The organism is Microbulbifer aggregans, assembly GCF_001750105.1.
Classification (GTDB): Bacteria; Pseudomonadota; Gammaproteobacteria; order Pseudomonadales; family Cellvibrionaceae; genus Microbulbifer; species Microbulbifer aggregans.
In genome coordinates this window covers 1515734-1535000 of sequence record NZ_CP014143.1, presented here as the reverse complement: position 1 = coordinate 1535000, position 19267 = coordinate 1515734, and the positions used below count along the sequence as shown (strand labels likewise).

The 19267-nt window shown below is 60.9% G+C and carries 19 protein-coding genes; 9 read left to right on the top strand and 10 right to left on the bottom strand.

The genetic code is table 11. The features are described 5' to 3' along the window. Positions 1 to 174 precede the first annotated feature (174 nt). The gene (locus AUP74_RS06645; RefSeq protein WP_069946901.1) at positions 175 to 1578 is read left to right on the top strand and encodes a peptidoglycan DD-metalloendopeptidase family protein; all 1404 of its coding nucleotides are present in this window, start codon (positions 175 to 177) and stop codon (positions 1576 to 1578) included. A gap of 125 nt (positions 1579 to 1703) precedes the next feature. After that, a complete protein-coding gene (locus tag AUP74_RS06640) occupies positions 1704 to 2813 on the top strand; it encodes an anhydro-N-acetylmuramic acid kinase (RefSeq protein WP_069946900.1) in 1110 nt (369 codons plus the stop codon). Between the two features lie 75 nt (positions 2814 to 2888). On the opposite strand, the gene erpA is transcribed toward AUP74_RS06640, so the two are convergent. From erpA to argC, 4 genes are all read right to left on the bottom strand, one after another. Continuing rightward, positions 2889 to 3242, bottom strand: coding sequence for an iron-sulfur cluster insertion protein ErpA (erpA, locus tag AUP74_RS06635; protein WP_069946899.1), 354 nt, complete (start codon positions 3240 to 3242; stop codon positions 2889 to 2891). Positions 3243 to 3380: 138 nt separating this feature from the next. Then, positions 3381 to 3791: a bactofilin family protein gene (locus tag AUP74_RS06630; protein ID WP_069946898.1), complete on the bottom strand. Its 411-nt coding sequence runs from the start codon at positions 3789 to 3791 to the stop codon at positions 3381 to 3383. A gap of 65 nt (positions 3792 to 3856) precedes the next feature. Then, positions 3857 to 4600: a DUF6776 family protein gene (locus AUP74_RS06625; RefSeq protein ID WP_069946897.1), complete on the bottom strand. Its 744-nt coding sequence runs from the start codon at positions 4598 to 4600 to the stop codon at positions 3857 to 3859. Positions 4601 to 4655: 55 nt separating this feature from the next. Next, entirely contained in the window at positions 4656 to 5702 is a 1047-nt protein-coding gene (gene argC, locus AUP74_RS06620) for an N-acetyl-gamma-glutamyl-phosphate reductase (RefSeq protein WP_069946896.1), read from the bottom strand. A gap of 114 nt (positions 5703 to 5816) precedes the next feature. On the opposite strand from argC, the gene AUP74_RS06615 reads away from it, so the two are divergent. From AUP74_RS06615 to hemL, 4 genes are all read left to right on the top strand, one after another. After that, a complete protein-coding gene (locus tag AUP74_RS06615; RefSeq protein ID WP_069946895.1) occupies positions 5817 to 7625 on the top strand; it encodes a chloride channel protein in 1809 nt (602 codons plus the stop codon). Positions 7626 to 7671: 46 nt separating this feature from the next. Continuing rightward, on the top strand, positions 7672 to 8094 hold the full coding sequence (hemJ, locus tag AUP74_RS06610; protein ID WP_069946894.1) for a protoporphyrinogen oxidase HemJ: 423 nt from the start codon (positions 7672 to 7674) through the stop codon (positions 8092 to 8094). Positions 8095 to 8207: 113 nt separating this feature from the next. Further along, complete coding sequence (thiD, locus tag AUP74_RS06605) at positions 8208 to 8993, top strand: bifunctional hydroxymethylpyrimidine kinase/phosphomethylpyrimidine kinase (RefSeq protein ID WP_069946893.1); 786 nt, start codon at positions 8208 to 8210, stop codon at positions 8991 to 8993. An 84-nt stretch (positions 8994 to 9077) separates the two neighbouring features. After that, complete coding sequence (gene hemL / locus AUP74_RS06600) at positions 9078 to 10361, top strand: glutamate-1-semialdehyde 2,1-aminomutase (protein WP_069946892.1); 1284 nt, start codon at positions 9078 to 9080, stop codon at positions 10359 to 10361. A 4-nt stretch (positions 10362 to 10365) separates the two neighbouring features. Here the strand turns inward: hemL and AUP74_RS06595 are convergent, their stop codons facing one another. Continuing rightward, on the bottom strand, positions 10366 to 10761 hold the full coding sequence (locus AUP74_RS06595) for an MAPEG family protein (RefSeq protein WP_069946891.1): 396 nt from the start codon (positions 10759 to 10761) through the stop codon (positions 10366 to 10368). A 92-nt stretch (positions 10762 to 10853) separates the two neighbouring features. On the opposite strand from AUP74_RS06595, the gene hemB reads away from it, so the two are divergent. Continuing rightward, the gene (hemB, locus tag AUP74_RS06590) at positions 10854 to 11864 is read left to right on the top strand and encodes a porphobilinogen synthase (RefSeq protein ID WP_069948743.1); all 1011 of its coding nucleotides are present in this window, start codon (positions 10854 to 10856) and stop codon (positions 11862 to 11864) included. A 65-nt stretch (positions 11865 to 11929) separates the two neighbouring features. Here hemB and AUP74_RS06585 read toward each other — a convergent pair whose 3' ends face one another. Together AUP74_RS06585 and AUP74_RS06580 are read right to left on the bottom strand one after the other, a co-directional pair. Then, positions 11930 to 12469: a redoxin domain-containing protein gene (locus AUP74_RS06585; RefSeq protein WP_069946890.1), complete on the bottom strand. Its 540-nt coding sequence runs from the start codon at positions 12467 to 12469 to the stop codon at positions 11930 to 11932. A gap of 37 nt (positions 12470 to 12506) precedes the next feature. Further along, positions 12507 to 13100, bottom strand: a complete 594-nt coding sequence (locus tag AUP74_RS06580; RefSeq protein WP_069946889.1) for an NAD(P)H-dependent oxidoreductase — start codon at positions 13098 to 13100, stop codon at positions 12507 to 12509. 110 nt (positions 13101 to 13210) lie between these two features. On the opposite strand from AUP74_RS06580, the gene AUP74_RS06575 reads away from it, so the two are divergent. Next, positions 13211 to 13564: a winged helix-turn-helix transcriptional regulator gene (locus tag AUP74_RS06575; protein WP_069946888.1), complete on the top strand. Its 354-nt coding sequence runs from the start codon at positions 13211 to 13213 to the stop codon at positions 13562 to 13564. A 66-nt stretch (positions 13565 to 13630) separates the two neighbouring features. Here AUP74_RS06575 and AUP74_RS06570 read toward each other — a convergent pair whose 3' ends face one another. From AUP74_RS06570 to mrcB, 3 genes are all read right to left on the bottom strand, one after another. After that, positions 13631 to 14548 carry a DUF2167 domain-containing protein gene (locus tag AUP74_RS06570; protein WP_069946887.1) on the bottom strand — a complete coding sequence of 306 codons (918 nt, stop codon included), beginning with the start codon at positions 14546 to 14548 and terminating at the stop codon, positions 13631 to 13633. A gap of 30 nt (positions 14549 to 14578) precedes the next feature. Beyond that, positions 14579 to 15172, bottom strand: a complete 594-nt coding sequence (locus AUP74_RS06565; protein ID WP_069946886.1) for a rhomboid family intramembrane serine protease — start codon at positions 15170 to 15172, stop codon at positions 14579 to 14581. Positions 15173 to 15388: 216 nt separating this feature from the next. Next, positions 15389 to 17962, bottom strand: a complete 2574-nt coding sequence (gene mrcB / locus AUP74_RS06560) for a penicillin-binding protein 1B (RefSeq protein WP_226999908.1) — start codon at positions 17960 to 17962, stop codon at positions 15389 to 15391. A gap of 279 nt (positions 17963 to 18241) precedes the next feature. Between mrcB and AUP74_RS06555 the strand changes: the two genes are divergently transcribed. Further along, positions 18242 to 19258 (top strand): adenosine kinase, encoded by a 1017-nt coding sequence (locus AUP74_RS06555; protein WP_069946885.1) that lies wholly within the window; start codon positions 18242 to 18244, stop codon positions 19256 to 19258. The last annotated feature ends 9 nt before the right edge of the window (positions 19259 to 19267 follow it).

The following is a 19267-nucleotide window of genomic DNA, read 5'->3' as shown; positions in this document are numbered from 1 at the left end:
AAGCCAGGCGAGCCAAGGAGCAGGTACAGAGGAACTGAACCATGGAAGTGCAGGTCAATTATCCCGTGAACGCCGGCAGAAATTTTGTTATAAAGCCGTCTCGGTGTTCGTTTTTTAGGCACAGCAGATGCCACACACCGATAAAAAGTAATACCAGCACCACCTATTAAGACCATGGAAAATCCACGCACACCGAAGCCCAGGCGCCTGTTCGGCGCCCTGCGCCAGCATTTCCCGCGCACTCATGCCCTCGCGGCAGGGGCCGCCAGTTTCGCGCTGGTGCTCGCCATGTTCGTCCCCACTCCCGAGGTGGAGGCCAAGCGACTCCCATTGCCCGTGAATCTGTCAGCACCTGAAGAGACGGCCACCGATCTCGTCGCTCGGCCTGCTGAAGAAGCCGTGACTGCGAGCGACGCGGAGGCCGACGTCAGTGAGCCGCCGGTAACCCTTGATAAGAAGGACCTGGAGGTTCGCAATGGCGACACCCTGTCCGATCTTTTCAAGCGCGCCGGGGTCGATGCGACCGAAATGTACAAGCTTCTCTCCAGTGGAGAGGAAGCTCGCGGCCTGGCCCGACTGACCCCCGGGGAAAAGCTTACCTTCCACGTCAACAGCGACGGCTCGCTGGCAAGCCTGGAACTGCACCGGGACCGCCTTAATCTGGAGGCATTTACCCGGGAAGACAGCGGAACCTTCAGATACGCATCCCACCAGCGCCAGGCGGACAGCTACAGCGCTTTCCGGGAAGCACAGATCGACAGCTCTCTCTTTATGGCGGGTAGCGAGGCTGGACTGAGCCACGACCTGATCATGGAGATGGCGCAGGTCTTCAGCTCCGATATCGATTTCGCTCTGGATATCCGCAAGGGTGACCGCTTCAGCGTAATGTTCGAGGAAAAATTCCTCGACGGTGAGAAGATCGGCAACGGCCCCATTCAGGCCGTGACCTTCGTCAACCAGGGCAAAACTTTCAGTGCCGTGCGCTATGTCGACAGCAATGGCGATGCAAACTACTACACCCCAGACGGCAAGAGCATGCGCAAGGCCTTTATCCGCACACCGGTGGATATCGGTCGCATCAGCTCACACTTCAATCCCCGCCGGCTGCACCCGATATTCAAGACCCGGCGCCCGCATAATGGCACCGACTATGCCGCACCAACCGGCACTCCGGTTTACTCGGCCGGTGATGGCCGAGTCATCAAGGCCGGTTACAGCAAGGCCAACGGCAATTACGTCTTCATCAAGCATGGCGAGCGCTACGTGACCCGCTACCTCCACCTGCACAAGCGCAAGGTCAAGCGCGGCCAGCGGGTGAAGCAGCGTCAGGTGATCGGCACCGTAGGTGCAACCGGTTACGCCACCGGCCCACACCTGCACTATGAGTTCCTCGTGGATGGCAGCCACCGCAACCCGGCCACCATCGTACGCAAGCTGCCGAAAGCGAAATCGATCCCGAGCGCAGAGATGGATCGATTCCGCACACAAACACAGCCGCTCCTGGCCAAGCTCGAGAGCTACGAGCAACCGGCCCTGGCTCAGCGCAACGAGCCCGAGGACAGCCAGGGAGTGAACTGAACCTCTCCGCGTGCGCCCACCACCGGTGGGCGCCTCGCCTCCCCCAGCCCGCACTCATCGCCACGGCGGGCAGCCACAACAACAAAAAGCCGAGCACTGATAGCTCACACCTTGAGGGAGCATGAATGTCTGAGCTCTATATCGGCCTGATGTCCGGCACCAGCGTCGATTCCATCGATGCCGTGCTGGTCGAATTCGAAGGCACTTCCCCACTCAGAACCCGAATACTGGAAGCCGTGGGTCACCCCATCAGCCCCTCGATGCGTGAAGCCATTCTGGCACTCTGCGCACCGGGCCCTTCGGAGCTGGATCGCGCCGGTCAGCTGGATCGCCAACTGGGCGAAGCCTTCGCCGACGCGGTTACCACCTTACTCGAGCGAACCTCGATCGGCCCCCGGGAAGTGAAAGCCATCGGCAGCCACGGCCAGACTGTGCGCCATCGTCCGCCGGGAAGCGTTGCCGTGCCCTTTTCCATGCAGCTCGGCGACCCCAACACCATTGCCACCCTCACGGGCATCACCACCGTCGCGGACTTTCGGCGGCGGGATATGGTACTCGGGGGACAGGGCGCTCCGCTGATGCCCGCATTTCACCACGCAGCGTTTGCCACCGGCACAGACCGGGCAGTGGTCAATATCGGCGGCATGGCCAACATCACTGAACTCGCCGCCGGCGGCAGTATTCGCGGCTACGATACCGGGCCCGGCAATGCGCTCCTCGATTACTGGGTCGAGCTGCATCAGGGCCAGCCATTTGACCGCGACGGCGCCTGGGCCGCCAGCGGCCGGGTACACCCGGAACTCCTGGAGCGGCTGATGGCTGATCCCTACTTTGCCGCCGCACCCCCCAAGAGCACCGGCCGCGAGACTTTCAATCCCAGCTGGCTCGAACGCGCCAGCGTCGGGCTGCAGCTGTCACCAGCCGACGTCCAGGCCACCCTCTCAGAAGTCACGGCGGCCAGTGTCGCAGATGCGGTCAGCGCTTTCGCCAATGGCGGGGAGCTTTTGATTTGCGGTGGCGGCGCCAGGAACCTGGATTTACTGGAGCGCCTGCAACGGAGACTACCCACCTGGTCCATCGCCGATACGGGAAAATACGGTATCGATGCCGACTGGCTGGAGGCGGTGGGGTTTGCCTGGCTGGCCCACCAGACACTACATGGACTACCAGGCAACTGCCCGGGCGTTACCGGGGCGAGCCGCGATACGGTCCTTGGCGGCATCTATCCCGCTTGAAAAAGGGTATTCGGAAGGGGAGGGGCCGCAGTGAAGGAGAAAGACTGCCGCCCCGACTCAATGTGACCGGCGGTCTCAGATCGAGAAGGAAGACCCGCAGCCGCAGGTAGAGGAGGCGTTGGGGTTTTGTACCACAAAGCGGGAGCCGCTCAGGCCCTCCTCGTAATCCACACTGGCGCCAACCAGGTAGGGATAGCTCATGGCGTCGACAAGCACCTCAATTCCGTCTTTCTCGACGATTGCATCATCCTCTGCCACCAGCTCATCGAAGGTAAAACCGTACTGAAAACCGGAGCAGCCTCCGCCAGTGACGAACACTCGCAACTTCAGTTCCGGATTGCCCTCATCCTCCAGCAGGTTCTTGACCTTGGCCACGGCGCGCTCGGTCACCACGATCGGTTCAGGAGAAAAGGATACAGCTTCTGACATAGGTTTCTCTCGGTATTTGGGCAGGCGTCACCCTTTCCGACAGTATATCGAGGGCGGCCTCAGGGCCGCCATCTTGCTAAAACCGACTAGAGCAGTCAAGTATTCAGGGCCGGCGGGCGCGGCCCTGACAGGAGGGGGTCAGTCGACTTCGGCGACCGCCTCTTCGGCATGCTCCAGCAGGCGGGTCTCACTGGTGGCATCGATGTCGATATTGGAGACCAGGGAACCGTTGACCTGGGCACCCTTCACCATTTCGATCAGCTTGTAGTGCACATTGCCTTCCACCATCGCCTTGGAGGACAGCTCCAGGTGGCGGGCGGCGTATACGTCGCCTTTCACTGTGCCATTGATGACCACGTGCGGTACGCGGATCTCGCCCTCTACCTCGCCGCCATCGACGATTTGCAGACGCGCATCGCTGTCGCTGTGGGCACTGACGTTACCCTTCACTTTACCCTCGATCACCAGGTTGCCGCGAAAATGCAGGTCACCGGTCACCTCAGTCTGGCGGGCGATCAGTGTTGTGTGGTTGCTTCCGGAGCTCGCCATAGCTGTAGCCTTCTCTTTCTTTCTCAACATAAGTCTTTCAAACCTCGTTTATCAGCCTCAGGTGACTAGCTCTTCTGAACCAGCCAGCCGTAACGCTGCTCGATATTGAAACCCCTGCGGCCGCTGGACTGCAGCGACAACTCCACACCCTCGGGCTCGAAACCCTCGGGCAACTGTAGCTCGCCTTCAATATTTTGAAAGTATTTGAAGCGCAGAGGGATCTTCTCACTGTCCACCTGGGGCGAGAGTGCACTCAGGGGATAGCGTTTTGGCTGTCCATCCTGACTGCCCACCACGGTGAAGGTCGCCTGACCAGTCACCAGGTTGTGCCGTGTCGCCGACTGCTGCACCAGCAACTTGTACTGGTAGCGGCGGGCATCGCCCGTTTCCGAGATGCTGAAACGGCCGATCGAGACGCCTTCACTGCCATCGGCCGGGGCCATCAGCCCCCGGTAAAAGGAAATTTCCTGCTTGAGCTCCGCGATGCGGTTCTCTTTGTCCACCAGCTCAGTGCGCACCTTGTCGCTCGCCTGCTCGCCAATGGCGAGGGACTGCTCCGCAGTAGTGGCGCGCAACCTCAGCGTCTCGTTCTCCTGCTGCAAACGCTCAAGCTCTTCCAGAGCGCGCTCGTGCGCAAGGGTCTTGCGATCAAGATTGCTGCGCAGGTGGTACTGCCCGGCGTAATAGGCTGCTGCGGAAGTCGCGAGCACGAGGAGTGCCACCCCCACCACCGAGAGAGCCCCGGAGAATGGGCGGTGGGGCACCACTTTCATGCGGTACTGCTTACTGCCTTTGACTTTGCGCGCCATGAAATCCGTTTTGCCGTGATTAAACTGATAACTTGTGTGGATTAAGCTGCCGATTCTAAGGCAGCAGGGCCGGGCTCTCCAGCCCCAGGGTCTCATCCCAGCCAAACATGATGTTCATATTCTGCAAGGCCTGGGCTGAGGCGCCCTTGGCCAAATTGTCGATAACCGACAAGACCACCAATGTATCGCCGTCCTGCGGCCGGTGCAGCGAAATGCGGCACAGATTGGTGCCGCGCACACTGCGGGTCTGCGGGTGACTCTCCGGAGGCATCACGTCGACGAAAGGCTCATCGCGGTAGCGCTCCTCGAACAGCGCCTGCGCAGACTCCAGCGTCTGTCCCGGCTTCAGGCGCGCATAGAGCGTGGCGTGAATGCCGCGCACCATCGGTAGAAGGTGCGGCACAAAGGTGAGACTCGCGGGATCACTACCCTGCGGCTGTACATTGCGCAGGCCCTGCTCGATCTCAGGCAGGTGGCGGTGACCTCCAGCTGCATAAGCGCGGAAGTTGTCACTGTTTTCTGCAAACAACAACTCGGTCTTGCCCTGGCGGCCCGCCCCGCTGGCACCACTGGCAGCATTGGCGATCAGTCCGATGGGCTCGATGGCATCGGCCTCGAGCAGTGGAATCCAGCCCAGCTGAATCGCCGTCGGATAACAACCTGGGCAAGCAACCAGCTGCGCGCCGGCGATTTCTTGCCGGTGTACCTCGGGCAGTCCGTATACGGATTCTGCCGCGAGCACGGGCGCGGCGTGTAACTGGCCGTACCAGCGCTCCCACGCAGGAATATCTTTGAGGCGAAAGTCCGCCGACAGGTCGATCACACGCACACCCCGGCGGATCAGCTCCGGCACCTGCGCCTGGGCAACTCCGTGGGGTGTGGCAAAGAACACCAGATCCGCCTTGGCGAGAAGCTCTACATCCGGCTCGCTGAAAACGAGTTCACTGTGACCGCGCAGGCTCGGGAACAATTCCGCCACCGGTGTACCGGCCAGGGTTCGCGATGTAATAGCAGCGATCTCAACCTGCGGATGCCCACAGAGCAGCCGCAACAGTTCCACACCCGTGTAGCCGGTGCCCCCTACAATTGCTACTTTGATCACCCTGACGGTCACTCCTGTGCTCATTGAACCCGCCGGACGGGCTCTCTCAGGGCGCCATCCGGATAAAATATGCGCAGCACTCTACCACAAGCCAGCCACTAAACAGGACGAGCGTTGAAGCCAGACCCAGAATCCCGTGACAAGAAACCGGCCTCCCGATGGCTGCGCCGCGAGCGCGGGCTGGAAAAATTGCGGCTACAGCTCTCCGCCCAGGATGCCCTGGCACCCCTGCTGGCCATGGCGCTGCTCACCGGCATTGCCGCGGGGCTGGTAACAGTCAGCTTCCGCTTGCTGAGTGAATCCCCATCCAGGCTCTACCTGCCGATGCCCGATCAGTTCGAGGCGCTGCCACTGGTCTGGCGGTTTGCGCTGCCAGTCCTCGGCGCCCTGGTCCTGGCAGCCATGTACCATTTGCTGAGACCCAGCCGGCGGCACACCGGGATCGTGCACGTGCTGGACCGACTGCACAATCACCAGGCGCAGATGCCCGCCTGGAACGCCGTCCTGCAGTTCCTGGCCGGGTCTGTCGCACTGCTGAGTGGTCAGTCAGTGGGCCGTGAGGGGCCCGCGGTGCACCTGGGCGCTGCCAGCGGCAGTCTGCTGGCCCGCCAGCTCAAACTGCCCAACAACTCGGTGCGCAGCCTCCTGGGATGCGGTGTCGCCGCCGCCATCGCGGCGTCTTTCAATACACCCCTGGCCGGCGTGGTGTTTGCCATGGAAGTGGTGATGCTGGAGTACTCGGTCGTGGGTTTCCTGCCGGTGATTCTTGCCGCCGTGATCGGCAGCGCGGTCACCCAGCTGGTATTCGGCAGCGAGCCGGCGTTCACAGTACCGGCCATTCAGCTGAATTCCCTGGCGGAGATGCCGGTCCTGTTTTTCTTTGCCATCGTAATCGGCTGTCTCGCCGGGGCTTTCATTCACATCCAGCGACGACTGGCACCGGTTCAGCGTAAATCACCAGCGGTGCGCTTCCTCACCGCCGGGGTGGTCACAGGCATTATCGCCATCTGGGTGCCGGAAGTGCTGGGGGCCGGCTATGACACGCTGGAAAAGGCCATCCTCGGCGAACTGGCACTCACTGTTCTGGCGATCATCGTGGTGGCAAAGTTCGCCACGACACTCCTCGCCAGCAGCCTGGGGATTCCCGGCGGCGTTATCGGCCCCAGTCTCTTTCTGGGGGCCTGTCTGGGTGGGATTGCCGGCGCCCTGACCAATATCTGGCTCGGTGAGGGCACAGCCAGCCCCGGCTTTTACGCCATGGTCGGCATGGCGGCGATGATGGCTGCGCTCCTGAATGCACCGCTGGCAGCACTGCTCGCCATCCTCGAGCTCACCTACAACCCCAATGTACTTTTCCCTGGCATGCTGATGATCGTGGTCGCGTGCCTGGTCAGCCGGCACTTCTTCCGCACCGAGGGCATTTTCCAGGAGACACTGCGCTCACTAAACAAAAGCGGTACGCCCAGCTGGCGACAGCAGATGTTGAGCCGCGTGGGCGTGGCCAGTGTGATGGAGCGGCGTTTCTCCATTGCCCCGCAGCGAATCAGTGAAGCGGAGGCTGCGCGGCTGATCGCGCCGAGCCCGCTCTGGATTGTGATCGACTTACCGGAAGAACCCGCACCCCAAGTACTGCGCGCCGCGGACCTGGCGAGCTTTCTCCAGCGCCTGGAGGAGGCTCGCAAAGAAAACCGCGAGGACAAGGACGCAGGGGCAGATGAACCCATCGACCTGCTGAAACTACCCGGCGAACGCCTCCAGCTCGCGGCACTCAACTGGCGCGCCACCCTGCTGGAAGCTCAGGCAAAGCTGGAAAAAAGCGGCGCCGGGGGGCTTTATGTGCACCGGGGATTGTCGCCGGCACTGGACAAGAATGTCGCCGGTATTATCCTGCCCCAGCATATCGATAATTTTTATCGCCAATAACAATCATCACCGACTTGAACGTCCATTTTTAACGGGAGGGAGCCCCATGCTCTGGGTCAAAGCGTTTCATCTGATGGCAATCGTTACCTGGTTTGCCGCCCTGTTCTATCTGCCGCGCCTGTTCGTCTACCACGTGGAGGCCACCGACCAGATCAGTCGCGACCGTTTTTGCACCATGGAGCGCCGCCTCTACCGAGGCATCGCTCTCCCGTCGATGATCGCGGTGATCGTTTTCGGCGTGTGGCTCTTCACCTACAACCCGTCCTATTACCACACCGCCGGCTGGATGCATGCCAAGCTGACATTCGTATTGCTGCTGATCGGTTACCATCACGTCTGTGGCGCCTACGTACGCAAATTTGCCGCGGGCACCGTTACCCGCAGCTCGCGTTTCTTTCGCATCTTTAATGAGCTGCCGGTACTAGCCCTGGTAGCCATCATAATCCTGGCGGTGGTGAAGCCCTTCTGACCCCATCCGGGCGCCGGCAGCACAAAGAGGCGCGAGAAGTCTCGGAGCGGCTGCCCGGCGCAACTAGAATGTAGGGGCCCCTGAACTGCAGCTCGCGACCGTGCAATTCGCCCATGGATACACGCCAACCGATTGTCCTCACTATCACGCATCACGACCCCAGTGGTAGCGCCGGGATCACCGCAGATACGGAAACCGCCGTCAGTCTCGGCTGTCACTGCACTTCGGTCGTCTCTGCTATCAGTGTCGGCGACACCGGTGAACTGATGGGCGTGGCACCGGTGGATGACTCCCTGCTGGTGGAGCAGGCCCGGGCGGTTCTCGAGGATATGCCGGTCGCCGCGATCAAGGTGGGTTACCTGGGCTCGGTGGAAAATGTCCGCGCGCTGCACAGTGTCCTGCGGGACTACCCCGACATTCCAGTGATCATCGACCCGGATGCCACGCTCGCCGACAAGCAGAGTATGCTGGCTCCACCACTCTGGGAGGCAATGAGCTCCCTGTTGCTCCCCTACGCCACCATGGCCTGCCCAAACCGCCGCGAAGCCCGTGCGATGGCCGTGGAGGCGGATGTGCTCGACGCCCAGGCGCAGGAACTGCTGGAGAGCGGCTGCCGCTATCTGCTCCTGACCGGCGTACCCTGCGAGCAGCAACTGGAAAACCGCCTTTATGACGAACGCGGACTGATCCGACAATTTCACTGGCAACGCCTGCAACCTGCGGCCTATGGCGTCTGCGGCACTCTGGCTACCGCCATTGCCTGCCATATCGCCCACGGCCTGACCGTCATTGAGGCGGTGGCTCGCAGCCAGCAGTTCACCTGGAGCGCCATTGCCGACAGCCGCCGGCTCGGAATGGGGCGGCCAATCCCCAATCGGCTATTCTGGGCACGCAGCTGATCGCTCTCCCGCATCGGTCCCATTGTCCCGGGCGCGGGCGAACTGGATAATAGCCGGCCAAATTCCCAAGCACTTCCCAAGTCTATGAGCAAATCCGAGCAACTTTTTTCCGACGCCCAGCAGTACATTCCCGGTGGCGTCAATTCACCGGTACGTGCCTTTCGCGCCGTAGGCGGCACACCGCTGTTCATCGATCGCGCCGAGGGCGCCTATCTCTTCGACGCTGACGGCAATCGCTACATCGATTATGTGCAATCCTGGGGCCCTATGGTGCTCGGCCATGCCCACCCGGACGTGATCGACGCGGTGGTGGAACAGGCCCAATCTGGCCTGAGCTTCGGCGCCCCCACGGAACTGGAAACCGAACTGGCTGAGGAACTCTGTCGCATCTGGCCCAACATGGACCTGGTGCGCTTCGTCAACTCCGGCACCGAGGCCACCATGAGCGCGATTCGCCTGGCCCGCGGTGCCACCGGCCGCGACAAGATCGTCAAGTTCGAGGGCTGCTACCACGGGCACTCCGACTCCCTGCTGGTCAAGGCGGGCTCCGGCGCCCTGACGATGGGCGTGCCGTCATCGCCGGGTGTTCCCGCCTCCCTCGCAGACCACACCATCACCCTCGCCTATAACGACGCCGAGTCCGTGCGCGAGTGCTTTGACAAGATGGGGGATCAAATTGCCTGCATCATCGTCGAGCCCGTAGCCGGCAACATGAACTGCATCCCGCCGGTGCCCGGTTTCCTGGAAACCCTGCGCGAGGTCTGCGATGCCCACGGTGCCCTGCTGATCCTCGACGAGGTCATGTCCGGTTTCCGCGTGAGCCTGACTGGCGCCCAGGGCCATTACGGCATTGAGGCGGATATCACCACACTGGGCAAGGTGATCGGCGGCGGTATGCCGGTTGGCGCTTTCGGTGGTAAACGCAAGTACATGGAACAGATTGCACCCACCGGCCCGATTTATCAGGCCGGCACACTATCCGGTAACCCGGTCGGCATGGTGGCGGGACTGGAAACACTGCGACTGGTACAGGAACCCGGCTTCTATGACCGTCTGACCGAAAAGACCGAGAAACTGGTACAAGGTATTCTGTCCGCGGCCAGAGAGGCCGGCGTACCACTGACGGCGAATAGCGCTGGCAGCATGTTCGGCTTCTTTTTTACCGACGAGCCGAAGGTCACCAACTACCAGCAGGTCATGGCCTGCAATACCGAGCGCTTCAACCGCTTTTTCCACGGCATGCTCGACGAGGGCGTCTACCTGGCACCGGCCTCCTACGAAGCCGGCTTTATGTCCGCCGCTCATACCGATGAGGACATCGACGCTACCATCGCCGCTGCGAAAAAGGTGTTCGCCCAGCTGGGCTGAGCGCTCAGCCCGAGGGTGCCGCCAGTGCTGCCAGCACCAGCAGGGCCAGGCAGCACAGATAGCCCCCGCTCCACACAATGGAGCGGGTGCTGGCCCAGTCTCTCAGGTAACAAAACCCGTAGAGCACGCGAAAGGCGATAAAGCCCAACCCCAGGATCGCCATCCACTGGTCCGCCACTCCGGCAACGGCGCCGGCCAGTACTGCGGCAACAAAGATGGGCAGCGCCTCAAAACTGTTGCGCTGGGCCCAGTCGGCCCGCTGCGCCAGTCCCTTCTGCGAGTCCAGATAGGCTCTGGGGGCACGATTGTTGTAGCGGCCCTCACCGCCAAATTTGGCGATCAACGTAAATACGTAAGGCATAATGGCCGCGGCCAGTAGGCACCAGAAAGCTACGGTCATGAGTGACTCCCTGTTTTGTTATCATGCCCGCCAGCTTAGCCGGCTCCACCGCGACCGGCAAAACCCAGAGTTTCAGTCCGAGTGAGATTGCCATGAGTATCAGCCCCATCCGCGGCGCCTACCCCAACACCCGGATGCGCCGCCTGCGCGCACAGGATTTTTCCCGCCGCCTGGTGCGCGAGAATCAGCTGAGCGTCAACGACCTGATCCTGCCGCTGTTCGTGATCGAGGGCCGGGGCGAGACGCAGCAAGTCGCATCGATGCCGGGCGTCGAAAGATTGACCGTCGACCTGCTGGCGGAAAAGGCAAAAGAACTGGTGAAGCTGGGAATACCAGCGGTGGCACTGTTTCCGGTGGTGGACCCGGCGCACAAGTCCGAGGATGCCCGGGCCGCCTATGATAAAGACGGCCTGGCGCAACGCGCCGTGCGCGCGATGAAAGACGCGGCACCGGAGCTGGGTGTGATTACCGATGTGGCACTGGATCCCTTCACCAGCCACGGGCAGGACGGCCTGATGGATGGCAACGGTTACATCGTCAACGACGATACTGTGGAAGTGCTGGTGCAACAGGCGCTCTCTCATGCAGAGGCCGGTGCCGACGTGGTAGCACCGTCAGACATGATGGATGGCCGCATCGGTGCCATCCGCAATGCCCTGGAGAAGGACGGTCATGTGAACACCATGATCATGTCCTACGCCGCCAAATACGCCTCCGCCTACTACGGTCCATTTCGCGATGCAGTAGGCTCCGCCGGCAATCTGAAGGGCGGCAGCAAAGCCAGCTACCAGATGGACCCGTCCAACGGCGATGAAGCCCTGCACGAGTGCGCACTGGATCTCGCCGAGGGCGCGGACATGATCATGGTGAAACCCGGCATGCCCTATCTGGACGTGGTGACCCGGGTAAAGACAGACCTGCAAGTACCGACTTTTGCCTACCAGGTCAGCGGCGAATACGCCATGCACTGCGCGGCGTTCGACAATGGCTGGCTCGCCCGTGAAGCCGTCATCCTGGAGTCCCTGCTCTCGTTCAAGCGAGCCGGTGCAGACGGCGTCCTGACCTACTTCGCCGAAGAGGCTGCGCGTTTGCTGCAAACCTAACGACAATCGCCCCGTACTTCAGCCTGCGGGGCTATCCGCCAGTACTGCTCTCTGCTGATCAGCGCCTAAGAAAAGGTCCCGCGAATCGGATAATGATTGTCGGGGCTTTTGATCCACTCCAGCCCGGAAACCAACCGTTCCAGGTCAGGCCGCACAAAGGGGTTGTTGGAAATATCCACCACGTGCAGCTTGCCCTCCTGGTTCACCACAAAGAGACCCGGCTCGGAGAAATTGTGGTCGGCTTCCTCTGCTGAACGAGGCAGAGAAATATAAAGCCCCAGCGCCTTCATCTGCGCTTCCGTCAGCCCGTAGGCAACCGGGAAGGAAACCTGCAGCTTTTCCAGGTGGCCCTTCACCTGCTCTTCCGAATCTGCGGACACCGCGATCAAATCTATCCGGTTCGCGCAGAGCCGGTCCCAGTACTTTTCCAGCTCGTTCAGATATTTGCTACACAGTGGGCAGTGCTGCCCCCGATACACAACGACCAGCCGCCAATCCGCTTCCTCGCAGCCCGGCCGACCAAGTTCCGCGGAGCCACCACCGAACAGTGGCACGGTGACCTGAGGAAAGGACGCCCCTGCTGCCAGCTTTGATTGCATCGCCATGTCAGTTCTCCCTGATTCGAATTACTACGGGTGCCTATCAGGCGTTCAAGCCGAGTTGCTCACGCAGATGGTGACGGAAACGCAACTTGTCGTTTTCCGTATCCGGGTTTTTCATCACGTCATAACAGACAAAGGTTTCCAGCGCTTTCATGTCAAAAAAGCGGAAATTCATGTGTGTGGGGAAGAACAGGTCATCCACACTGCGCCCCTGAAACAGGAACTGTGCTGGATCACCGAACGCCGCTTGCGGAGCATTGAAGGTGAGGGAGAGCATGTAGCGCTTGTCCCCCAATACGCCGCCAGAGCCATACTGCTTCTCTGGCTGATCGCGATGCCGGCCATCGCCGTCGCAAAGTCGACCGGACATACCCGCCGTGTAGACTTCGTCCATGTATTTTTTGAATGACCAGGGCACCCCCATCCAGTTAACCGGGATCTGCAGCAGGACCACATCGGCCCACTCGTGCTTGGCGATCTCCGCTTCGACGTCGTAGCTGTCCTGCATCGTCGTGATCTGGACCTGGTGACCCGCTGACTCGGCCTCTTCACGGGCGATATCGACCAGGGCCGCATTCAGTTTGCCTTCGGAGAAGGGGTAGTAATGGTGGGTATTGATGATGAATAGGTTCACTGGATTCTCCGCTACAGCGTTGTTGGATCAGCGGACGAGATACTGCTACCCTAGGTTACCAACGTCAACCAGTATACTTTTTGTAACCTACTGTGACTGGAGTACCCTCTATGACGGTAGCCGAAACCAAGGTCAAAGCGGCACGGGAACGTGAGGAGGCCTGCCTGACGCCCTGCCCGATCGAGCGGGGCATGCGGATTATTGGCGGCAAATGGAAGGGCTCGATCCTCTGGCACCTGCAGGACGGGCCAATGCGCTTTAACGAGCTGACGCGACAACTGGGTGGCGCCAGCAAGAAGATGGTCGATCAACGGCTGAAAGAGATGGAACAACAGGGACTGGTAAGTCGCCACGTGCTGAGCACGCGGCCGATCGCAGTGGCCTATGAGATCACCGAGTTCGGCCGTTCCTCATTGGCAGTCTTGGATCAACTGAGAGCCTGGGCGGAGCAACATCAGTTGTAGGCGCGATACTTCCGCCATGCTCAAGACAGGCAGGGCCGGAGAGCCGCTCCGGCCACACCATCAGGTTCACTTGCGCCGGAAGGCCCGGAAAAGACCGCCGATCGCCAGCGGGATCAGCACCCAAAACTTTTTCAGTAACACCAGTGCCGCGGCAAAAAAGCCCGTCTTCGCAAGCACCTTGCCGGCAACCAGCCCACCCAGGCCGTAGGCCGCTACCGTATCAACGTCCGGGTCAAATTCATCGTAGCGATAGCCCGGGTTGAAGCTCGCCATGGACAACACCGCTTCACGGTTTTGGTTTATCTCCTCCAACTGGGACATTCCGGCAATGAAGTTCAACACCAGCACGCCTTTGCGTCCCAGCACCCGGATGTTGTAATTCAGGGTATTGGTATCCATGCCGCCGAAAGCAATCTCCTGGGCCCAGTAAAGCTTCTTTTCCTCAGCGTCATAAAACGGCGCTTCCGCCCAACCAACCAACTCGATAGCCTCATAGCCCATCTCCTCACGCTGCCGGCTCTCCTCGCGGGTGGATGCCTGCATATCCTGTAACAGATCGCCGTAATCGATTTCACTGGCGTCATCATCGCGAATATAACCTTCCTCGCTGTAATCGATGGTGACGCCCCAGGAATCCGGATCAAAGGGGGTGGTGTGGGCAGGAAACAGCATGCCGAGGGTCAGGTGCTCGCTTTCCGGATTGCCCCAGATCTGTTCGAGCACTATCTTGGTGTCCTCCGGAGCCAGGTAATAAAAGTCTTCCGGCACATCGATACTGGCCACGCTGCCAGGCAAATCGATGACACCGCCCTTTCTTTCCATTCCGTCCCATGTCTGCTGTGCCCACGCCAGATAACGTTCCTCGTCGGTCATCTCAGCCGCAGCAGAGACTTCAGTGTCTTCGACCAATGGCTGAGCGATCGCACTTTTCACAGGTGAAACCGCCAACACAGCAAACAGCACAAAAATTCGAGTGATACCCATTACCCCCTCCTGTTGTTTTTTATCAAATGCTCACAAAAGCCGAGCCCAGGCCGCGGGATCGGTAAACAGCACAAATACCAGCCCGATCAGCGCGCCCCAGAAATGCGCATCGTGATTGATACGACTGCTCCTGTCCCTTCCGGCATACGCGCTGTAGGCCAGATAGAGCACCCCGAACAACCAGGCTTTAATGGGAACGGGGAAAAACAACAGGAAGAATTCTGACTGCGGGTAATAAACGATATAGGCAAAAATAACGCCGGAGATCGCACCCGACGCACCAACACTCGCATACCGTGGGTTATTACGCTCCTTGTACAAAGTTGGCAGATGACTACCCACCAGAGCGAGCACAAAGAGTACCGTGAAGGGTATACCCCCGATCCGCATCTCCAGTGGCTGCCCAAAGAGCCAGAGACACCACATATTCACGCCGAGATGCAGCAGGTCGGCATGGACGAAGCCGGCAAGGTAAAGCGAATCGCGCTTGCGTCCACGCCACACTTCGTAAGGTTGAAAAGCACACTGCTCCAACAATCGGGGAGACAGAAACAGGGCTGCGAAGCTCACGGCCGTGCAGACTATGAGCAATACTGTGGAAGCGGAAAGCGGGAAATCTTGCAAAAGCAGCGCCAGCGTTTTTATTTTTATCGATGACTGATAGTAGCAGGAAGTAATTCACACCCCCAGCCCAGGTCATTACGATCGATTACAGCGGCACTAGCACTAATAGCAGCGTAGCAGCGAGGTATCAACTCGCTGCAGAGTGGAGATAAAGAGTAGGGGTAAAGAGAAAAGATAAAGCGTGGACAGCGAGCAGCTGTCCACGCAGATTTCAGGTTATGGCCACTGATCCTCGTCCGACCAGGGCTGAGCCTCCTCCACCGGCACTCCCGTGTCATCCTGGCTGCGGATCTCCTGCTGCTCCCGCAACTCCTCTTCCTCTCCGCGGGGCAATTGCAAAGGCTCCTCTTCGAATTGCTGAGGCTCCTCCTCGAACAGCGGTGCCTGCTCAAATTCCCCAGGCTGCTGCGTCTCGTCATCACGGCGCAGCTGCTCCTGCAGCTGTCGCTCACGCTCCTGCTCTCGCTGCTGCTCGCGCGGATCCACACCCCAGCCGGGTGTCATTTCCTCGACCGGTGCAGTCTCGTCTGTTTCCCCGCGGTCATCACCAAAGAAATCCCGGAACCAGCGGAAACGGTCGCGGCCAGCGCATTCGGGGGCGGGTTCCAGCCGGGTCTCAAAGGAGAAGGGCATGTTGCGGCCACCCTCACAGTAGCGGGGATCCATAAACTGGCCCCGGTCGTTGACCGTCTTGTATTCAACCCCACGCGGAGCCCCCACCCGCCCGTGCCGGTGGGGCAGCTTGCGCATGATCTCGGTCCAGACGGTCAGGGCGCCGGTCGCCCCCGTGAGGCTGGTGCGCTCATTGTCGTCCCGACCCAGCCAGACTACGGCCGTCACATCCGGCGAGAAGCCTGCGAACCAGCTGTCGCGGTAGTCGTTGGTGGTACCGGTCTTGCCGGCGAAGGCCACACTACCCGGCAGACTGCGCATGGCGCTCTTGCCGGTTCCCTCGCGCATCACCTGCTCGAGGCTGTAACGGAGCAGAAACGCCGGCACCGCATCCACGTTGCGATCGGCCTTGCGACGGAATTTCTGCACCTGCTCACCCTGCGCGTCCGACACTGCCAGCAGGGTACGCAGTTCCACATTCTCACCGCCATTAGCGAAGGTCTGGTACATACCCGCCACTTCAAAGGGGGTCAGCTCCACTGCACCGAGGAACAGTGACGGCACCCGCGGCAGGTCAGCCTGTACCCCGAGACGACGGATGGTCTGGCGCACATTCTCGATGCCCAGATCGAGACCGAGCCTCGCTGTGGCCTGGTTGTAGGACTTGGCCAGGGCGAGATACAGCGGCGTGGGACCGTGACTCTGGTTGCCGAAGTTGGACGGCATCCACACCTGCCCATCCGGCGCCTCGACCCGAATCGGGGCGTCCTCGATCAATGTGGCCAGGTTGTACTGGTGTGGTCTCTCCAGCGCCGTCAGGAATACCGCCGGCTTGATCAGGGAACCCACCTGTCGCCGCGCCTCGAGCGCACGGTTGAAACCGGGGTAACTGGGGCGCCGGTCACCGACCATGGCCAGCACATTGCCGGTCTCGTTGTCGACGACGACGGTGGCCGCCTGCAGGGAGTCCGCCTGGATTCCGCGGTCTTTTTCCAGTTGCTCGGCACGACTGCTCACCGCGTCCTCAACCAGTTTCTGCACCGAAGGCGCCAGGCTGGTGTAGACACGCAGCCCTGCAGTGCGGAGCTCCTCGTAGGAATAGAAGGGACGGAGTTCCTGCAGCAGCCGCTCGGTAAATGCCGGGTAGGGATTCTGTGCCGCACCGGCCACACTGGCGACGCCGAGAGGCAGGGCCCGGTAGCGGTCGAGTTCATCCGCACTGATCAGTTCATGCTTCTGCATCACTTCCAGCACGGTATTGCGTCGCTCCAGCGCCCGCTCCGGATTGCGCCACGGGTTGTAGTAGGAGGCACCTTTCGCCAGCCCGACCAGCAGCGCCATCTCATGTGGTTCGAGCGTATCCAGCGGTTTCTGGAAATAGAACTCGGACGCCAGCCCGAAACCATAAATCGCGCGGCTGCCCTGCTGCCCGAGCCATACCTCATTGATGTACTCCTGCAGGATATAGGGCTTGTCGTAGTGCAGCTCCATCAGCACTGCCATCAGTGCCTCATTGAACTTGCGCCAGAGGCTCGGCTTGTGGTCGAAGAAGATGTTCTTCACCAGCTGCTGAGTAATGGTGGAGCCCCCCTGCACCACCCCACCGGCGCGCAGGTTGGCAACCATGGCGCGCGCGATACCGCGCGGGGAAACACCAAAGTGATGAAGGAAATCCTGATCCTCAACCGCGATCAGCGTGTTGGCGAGCAGCGGCGGGATGTCGGCAAAGCGCACCGGGTTGCGGTCGTCGCCACCACCGAGCAAGGTACCAATCGTCGCGGCATCCAGTCGGAATTCCCGCAGCTTTTGACCGCTTTCGCCCTGTAGACCGCTCAGTTCGTCGTTGCGCAAGCGGAAGCTGACCACCTCGGCGGGCTCGCGGCCATCCGCATGCACAAAGTCCCGGCGCCAGACACGATAATCCATCCCCGCACGAGTCCACTGGCCGGGCTCGGTCAGGGTCTGCTTCTCGCGGTAGTTCAAGGCGGCAAATTCGGCCGCGAGCTCATCGGGGCGCATCACCATGCCCTCGCGCAGCACCAAGGGACGCGCGAACACGCGGGCCGGCAACTGATACTGGCGGCTATCGAGACGCTCCCGCAGCTGGACGTCGAGATAAACCATATAAGCGACAAGCGCCAGCGCGCCCACCAGGGCCAGGAGGCCGAGCCTCACCATCCAGCGGTGCAGTCTTCCTGGTCTGGACGCCCGGGAGCGTCTGCGCTTTGTCGATGCCATATTGATGCCAAGCGTTTTAAACAACTATAGATAGGGTGTGACTGCAGCGTCGACGACCGTCGCGCCGCACTGCGCCGGGGTTTTATAAGGTCTTGGGGCCACAAGTCAAACCCGCCGCCTTGCACTTGCCCGGCGGGCAGCCATAATGCGGCCGGTAGTCGCGTACGGGCCCAGATGTCCGACCGCGCACTTTCCCGCCATCGACGACCAAGGAACACCATGCACCAATACGACCTCTACGGCATCGGCGCCGCACTGCTGGATACCGAAATTGAAGTCAGCGATGACGACCTCCAGAGCCTCGGCGTCGACAAGGGCGTGATGACCCTGGTGGACGACCACCGGCAACACCAGCTGGTCAGCGCTCTCAGCGACCACCTGGTGACAGCCAAGCGCGCCTGCGGTGGCTCCGGCGCCAACACCGTGATCGCCGCCAGCTATTTCGGCCTTAGCACCTTCTATTCCTGCAAGGTAGCAGCCGACGAAAATGGCGATTTCTATCGCGCCGATCTCGCCGACGCGGGAGTCGCCTACCCGGGCACCCTGAGCGAAGCAGAACCCGGGGTGACCGGGAAATGCCTGGTGCTGATCACACCGGACGCCGAACGCAGCATGAATACCTTCCTCGGTATCAGTGCGGGACTGTCCACAGCAGAGCTGGACATTGAAGCCCTGTCGGCGTCCCGCTGGGCCTATATCGAGGGCTACCTGGTCTCCTCCCCTACCGGCAAGGCCGCCGCCATCGAGCTTCGCCAGGCAGCTGAGCGCGCTGGCGTCAAAACGTCACTCAGCCTCTCCGACCCCGCGATGGTGCATCTGTTCCACGACGGCCTGCGGGAAATGATCGGTGATGGAGTGGACCTGTTGTTCTGCAACCGGGACGAGGCACTGGGCTTTAGCGGCACGGACAGCATTGCAGCCGCTGCCGAGGGCCTGAAAGCACACTGCCGCAGCTTTGCCATCACCCTGGGAGCAGAGGGCGCACTGCTTTGGGACGGTGAACGCGAATACCGTGTCGCGGCCCCCAAGGTACACGCCATCGACACCAACGGCGCCGGGGACATGTTTGCCGGCGCCTTCCTGTATGGCATCAATCGGGGGATGTCGTTCGAGGAGGCCGGCGAACTGGCCTGCCGGGCCGCCGGCCAGGTGGTCAGCCAGTATGGGCCGCGACTGCGCCCGGACCAGCACGGCGAACTGCTCACGGCAGAAGTGGAAGCCCGCGACGCCGAGTAGCAGGTAACT